This is a genomic window from Variovorax boronicumulans NBRC 103145 (genome assembly GCF_001591345.1).
In the GTDB taxonomy this organism is placed as follows: Bacteria; Pseudomonadota; Gammaproteobacteria; order Burkholderiales; family Burkholderiaceae_C; genus Variovorax; species Variovorax boronicumulans.
On the sequence record NZ_BCUS01000268.1, the window covers coordinates 1 to 1,015 of the forward strand.

Sequence of the window (1,015 nt, forward strand, 5' to 3'; positions counted from 1 at the left end):
CCAGCCTGCTGCAACGCCGGCCCGACCTGCTTGCGGCCTATGCGCGCGTCGAGGCCGCCAACGCCGGCGTGGGCGCGGCCAAGGCCGCGATGCTGCCGACCATTTCGCTCACGGCGCTGGCCGGCGGCGTCAGCAAGGAGCTGTCGACCTTGCTCAGCAGCGGCAACAGCAGCTGGGCCGGCGTGCTGGGCGTGTCGCTGCCGATCTTCGACTGGGGCCGCCGGTCGGCCAACGTGAGCGCCAGCGAAGAGCGGCTGGCCGCCGCGATGGCCGGCTACGAATCGGCGGCGCAGGTCGCCTTTCGCGAGGTGGCCCACGCGCTGATCGCCAGCGACCACCTGCAGCCGCAGCTGGAGGCGCAACAGGCGCGCGTGCAGGTGCTCGAGAAGGTGGCCGGCATCTCGCGCACGCGCTTTCGCAGCGGCATGGAAGACTACTTCTCCAGCCAGGACGCGCAGCGCGAGCTGTATACCGGGCAGCAGCAGCTGATCGAACTGCAGCTCAAGGCGGCGGTGAACACCGTGAACCTGTACAAGGCCCTGGGCGGGGGCTGGGGCAGCGCGTAGCGCGAGGCGTTGGCGGAGGGCCGACCCGGCCGCGTGCGTGCGACCGGCGATTCAGTTCACTGAACCTCGTCGCACCACACCCTGAATCCATCCAGTTCGTTGGGCCCGAAAGTGTTGGACAGCGCGACGTCGCTGGCGTCGCGCCCTTGCGCGATCAGCACGCGGCCGATGCGGGGCACGTTGTTGCGCGCGTCGAAGGTGTACCAGCGGTCGCCCAGGAAGGCCTCGAACCAGCCCGCGAAGTCCATCGTTCCGTGCGGCGGCGGGGTGCCGACATCGCCGAGGTAGCCGCTGCAATAGCGGGCCGGGATGTTCAGGCAGCGGCACAGCGTGATGGCCAGGTGTGCGTAGTCGCGGCACACGCCTTGCCCTTCCTTGAAGGCTTCGAACGCCGAGCGGGTGCGCCGCGCATGCTCGTAGCCGAACTCGATGTGCTGGTGCACGAAGTC

Annotated in this window: 2 protein-coding genes; one reads left to right on the forward strand and one right to left on the reverse strand. The window is 69.7% G+C overall.

Going from position 1 to position 1,015, the window contains the following annotated elements:
* Positions 1-566 (forward strand): TolC family protein (locus VBO01S_RS31465; RefSeq protein ID WP_169805123.1); only part of this gene is annotated, 566 nt, incomplete at its 5' end.
* 56 nt (positions 567-622) lie between these two features.
* On the opposite strand, the gene VBO01S_RS31470 is transcribed toward VBO01S_RS31465, so the two are convergent.
* Positions 623-1,015, reverse strand: a 393-nt coding sequence (locus VBO01S_RS31470; RefSeq protein WP_169805124.1) for a transglutaminase-like domain-containing protein, incomplete at its 5' end; no start/stop codon positions are given.